Raw genomic sequence first — 4493 nt, 5'->3', positions numbered from 1 at the left:
TACCGATTTATCAAACTCCCATGGTGCGCTCTCTACTGTTCCTTCGCTGGCAAATTTGCCGGTAAGAAACATGGCGCGCATGGCAACGCGGGCATTAAAATTATACCTGAAATAAGCTCCAAAATTTAAATTGAACGATTGAAACGGGGCATCTTCATCCATGTCGCCATGTACCGATGTTAATGTACCTCCCCAGATTCCGATGTCAGCTGTTTTTTGTGCATGTACTGAAACAGTCAGCAAAACTGTAACAAACACCAATAATAATTTTCTCATCATGGTATTCAATTTCGTTTATTTAACAATGGTTTCAGACATGTTATTTTTATCACTTTCTCCATTTTGAAATGAAAAGATTGCTGTTGGTTTCAACCCTGTTTTTTTTATCCTGAAAAAGTTACAAAAACAGACCAGTGAACCAACAAAAACCAAACTCATAACAAACTGAATATCAATGAACTTAAACGTATAAAAACGTTTTATCTTTTGCTTTCAAAAGCTACAAAAGTAATATAATTCTAAAAATAACATGCTCCTTTGTTATTATAAAACCGAAACAAAGATTAAAAATTGTTAAGTAGCCCTATGAATTGTAGTTTCTGCGATCCATTCCCCACATTAGCTTATTGCGCAGGGTATTAAAAAAGGGCTGTTCGGGCAGTTGTAATGTTTTGAGTTTGAACCCCGCTTTTTTCACTTTTATTTTGGTAGAAAACTCAACAGCAAACGAACGCGAATCGAGTGAAGTAAGATAGTTCGTTCCCCGGCCTTCAACGGTAAGTTCTATTTCGCTGGTGTCGGGTACTACAATCGGGCGTATGGTTAAGTTGTGTGGTGCCAGCGGGGTAATTACAAAGTTGGCCGAATTGGGTGTTAAAATAGGGCCACCAACACTTAAGGAATAAGCCGTTGATCCGGTAGGAGTGGCAATTATCAAACCATCGGCCCAGTAATTATTGAGAAACTCGCCATTAACCCGTGCGGTAACATTTAACATCGATGAGTTATCGGTTTTCAGCACCGTCATTTCATTCAATGCATAATTAAAGTCGAGGTTTTCCTGGTTCGAGAATTCAATCTCCAGCATCGAACGCTCTACGATTTTATAGTTCTTGCTAAAAATACTTTCGAGAGCATTATGCACCTGGTCTTCTGAAATATCGGCCAGGAATCCCAAACGGCCCCCGTTCAGTCCAATTACGGGGATATCGAAATTACGAATATTCAATACCGACTGCAGAAATGTTCCATCGCCCCCAACACTAAAAATGAAATCATTGTCGGGATCAAAATCGGAATACGAATGAAAAAACGAGGTGTAATAGGTTGAGCTATTCAACTCCTCAACCACGTGAGAATAAAAAGGCTTGTATAATTGTACTTCGATATTCTTTGAGCGCAAAAAGGCAAAAAATTCCTGCAAAACAGGAACAAAATCATCGGAAACCAGCGTACCAAATACTGCAACTTTCACTATTCGAATGGATTTAAATATTCATAAATTTCATAAACTGATCGAAACGATCCTGGTACAGGTCATTTAACATCGACCGATCCTGGTAAATGGCTTTAACATTATAATCGTAACGCATAAGTGCCTGAACAACTCCCGACAATTCTTCTGAGTCAAGTTTAATAATAACATCCAGCACATTCGCACCGGGTTTACGATCGATAAAGAAGCTGAGTATTTTCACATCGTTACTTTCCACAATCTGGCTGATCTGCGCTACGGAATAATCGCTCACATTCATCTCGATAACCAGCACACCGCCCACTTCCTGCAACGAAAACAGGCTGGCAAAACGCCGCGCCAAATCATACAGTGTAATAGCCCCCAGGTAATAATGATCTTCATCAAGCACCGGCAACACACTAATTTTCAGCTTATACATTACAATTGCCAGCTCGAAAATGTGCTGATCTTTATGGGCATGCGTGGTATTCAGTTTATCGATTGCCGTTGAAAGCTGTGCCTCTACCAGGTTCAGATCGTATATTAATTTATCAGAAACAAGTCCCAGGTATTTCGACTCGTCAACCACAGGGATATGCGACACACGGTAAACATCCATATGGCTCAGCGCTTTACGCCCCGTTTCGGAACTGCTTACCGATGGAATTACATCTGATATTAGTTTTTCTGCCAACAAAACTTTACTGTTTAATGTTAATCGTTCAGCCTGAAAATAGTAACTTGCGTCTTTAAATTTTTAGTTATGACCAGACTTAGTGTAAATATAAATAAAATTGCAACACTGCGAAACTCTCGCGGTGGCAAAATGCCCAGCGTTAAGGATGCCGCTGTCAATTGTCAAAAATTTGGTGCTCAAGGAATTACCATCCATCCACGCCCCGATGAGCGGCACATTACACGTAAAGATGTTTACGAGATAAAACCACTGATAACCACTGAATTTAACATTGAAGGTTACCCCAGTGAAGATTTCCTGAAAATGGTTATTGAAGTGCAGGCCGACCAGGTTACCCTGGTGCCGGATACCGATGCTCAATTAACCAGCGACCATGGCTGGGACACGTGGAAACATCTCGGGTTTCTGACAGATGTGATTGCCCGTTTGCAGGAAGCCGGTATTCGTACATCTATTTTTGTCGATCCGGATGAAAAAGCGGTTGAAGGTGCTGCCGAGATTAAAACCGACCGTATTGAATTGTACACCGAACCTTATGCAACGTTATACCCTATTGATCATGTAAAAGCAATTGAGCCATTTGTTAAGGCGGCTAAAATGGCCGAGAACCTGGGTATTGATGTAAATGCCGGTCACGATTTAAGTTTGGAGAACCTGAATTACATGTACCATAAAATCCCGAACCTAAAAGAAGTTTCAATCGGTCATGCGCTAATCGCCGATGCGCTATATTTGGGATTGGAAACTACTATACAGAAATACCTCGATTGCCTAAAATAATCTTTGCAAGAAAACGCCAAATGCTGCGTTACTCTCGGTTTGAAACCGGTCGATTACGTTAGTAAACTCCCTAATTTTCAAACCTTCGGAAGCCTTGCCTTTGACGCTTTCTTATCAAAGAGATCGAAATCATTGAGTTTTCCTGTAACACTAAATAGAACAAAACAGGACAAAGAGCAGTTAACACACTATGGATTTATATTACCGAAAAACAGGCAGTGGATCGCCACTGGTAATTATACACGGACTTTACGGATCGTCGGATAACTGGATGAATATCTCGAAACGACTGGCCGAAAAGCACACGGTTTATATGATCGATCAGCGCAACCATGGGCGATCGGGATTTACAGAATCGCATACTTACAACGATATGCGCGACGACCTGGCGGAGTTTTTCGAAAAGCACAACATTGAAAAAGCTACCATACTTGGGCACAGCATGGGTGGGAAAACAGCCATGTGGTTTGCTGCCGATTACCCTGAAAAGGTAGAAAAACTTGTGATTGCCGACATTGCCCCAAAAGACTACCTGCAACTCAAACAAGAGGGACAGTTTTACCTGCACCAGAATATTCTGCTGGCCATGCAGGACATTGATTTTTCGATGGTGAAATCGCGTAACGACGTGGATGATTTTCTGGCAGAAAAAATAGATGATGAACGCATCAGGATGTTTCTTCTGAAGAATGTAGAGAAAAACAAAAAAACCAAACAGTTTCAATGGCGCCTGAATGCCGAAGTGCTTTACGATTACCTGGAAGAAATTGTTAGTGGGGTAAATATTCACTGGCTCGACGATCGAATTCCGATAACAACCTACCCGGTAATTTTTATCCGTGGTTTACTTTCGAAGTACATTCAGGACGAGGATATAGAACTGATAAAAGAAATTTATCCGGAAGCACGAATTGTTGATATCCCTGATGCCGGACACTGGCTGCACGCCGAACAACCACAAAAGTTTGCTGAAGCGGTGTTTTTGTGTTGCTGATCGTTACGATAGCGGCAATGCCTAAATGCTTTAATTAGCAGAAACTTTGTAAAACTCTGCGCCTACTTTGTGTAACTTTGTGGTTAACTCATAAAAACCAATTGCTAAACAATACTACTGCAAAATTGTAATAGTTCACCAATGCCCCACCAAATGCGGCACTCAGATACAAGGCCACATAACACAAATCACTAACTCGCTGATTTTAAAGCTCCCACAGGTGACAGAAGTTGGTTTCAAACGCATTTTTTCGCATGCCCAGATGCTGAGGGAGCTTTCAAACGCGTTTTTTTTCGTCCCCAGGTAACTGAAGTTGGTTTCAAACGCGTTTTTTTGCATGCCCAGGTAACAGAAGTTGGTTTCAAACGCATTTTGCAGGGGCATTGATCACGTAGCCTTTACATCCAAAGCTTTTTGAGTGGTCACCAATCCTATAACTAAAACACTGTAGAATTGCAAAACTGAAAACTGCGACTGATTACTGAAAACTTTGTTTTTCCATTTCGCCCCGATGGGGCTTTTTGCCTATTGCCAATTGCCTACCGCCTAAACACTTCCTCAATCAC

The 4493-nt window shown here is 41.2% G+C and carries 5 protein-coding genes; 2 read left to right on the top strand and 3 right to left on the bottom strand.

Translation table 11 applies throughout. The annotated features are described in order from the left end of the window. The 3 genes from ABZB17_RS20830 to ABZB17_RS20820 all read right to left on the bottom strand — a co-directional run. Positions 1–276 (bottom strand): hypothetical protein (locus tag ABZB17_RS20830; RefSeq protein WP_372653279.1); only part of this gene is annotated, 276 nt, incomplete at its 3' end. A gap of 307 nt (positions 277–583) precedes the next feature. Beyond that, positions 584–1474, bottom strand: a complete 891-nt coding sequence (locus ABZB17_RS20825) for an NAD kinase (RefSeq protein ID WP_372653277.1) — start codon at positions 1472–1474, stop codon at positions 584–586. Positions 1475–1487: 13 nt separating this feature from the next. Beyond that, positions 1488–2150, bottom strand: a complete 663-nt coding sequence (locus ABZB17_RS20820) for a CBS domain-containing protein (protein ID WP_372653275.1) — start codon at positions 2148–2150, stop codon at positions 1488–1490. 69 nt (positions 2151–2219) lie between these two features. On the opposite strand from ABZB17_RS20820, the gene ABZB17_RS20815 reads away from it, so the two are divergent. Both ABZB17_RS20815 and ABZB17_RS20810 read left to right on the top strand, forming a co-directional pair. Beyond that, positions 2220–2933 carry a pyridoxine 5'-phosphate synthase gene (locus ABZB17_RS20815; RefSeq protein WP_372653273.1) on the top strand — a complete coding sequence of 238 codons (714 nt, stop codon included), beginning with the start codon at positions 2220–2222 and terminating at the stop codon, positions 2931–2933. A gap of 190 nt (positions 2934–3123) precedes the next feature. Then, the gene (locus tag ABZB17_RS20810) at positions 3124–3927 is read left to right on the top strand and encodes an alpha/beta fold hydrolase (RefSeq protein ID WP_372653271.1); all 804 of its coding nucleotides are present in this window, start codon (positions 3124–3126) and stop codon (positions 3925–3927) included. The last annotated feature ends 566 nt before the right edge of the window (positions 3928–4493 follow it).

Source organism: Draconibacterium sp., from assembly GCF_041583095.1.
Lineage (GTDB): Bacteria > Bacteroidota > Bacteroidia > Bacteroidales > Prolixibacteraceae > Draconibacterium.
This window is presented reverse-complemented; position numbering and strand designations above follow the sequence as displayed.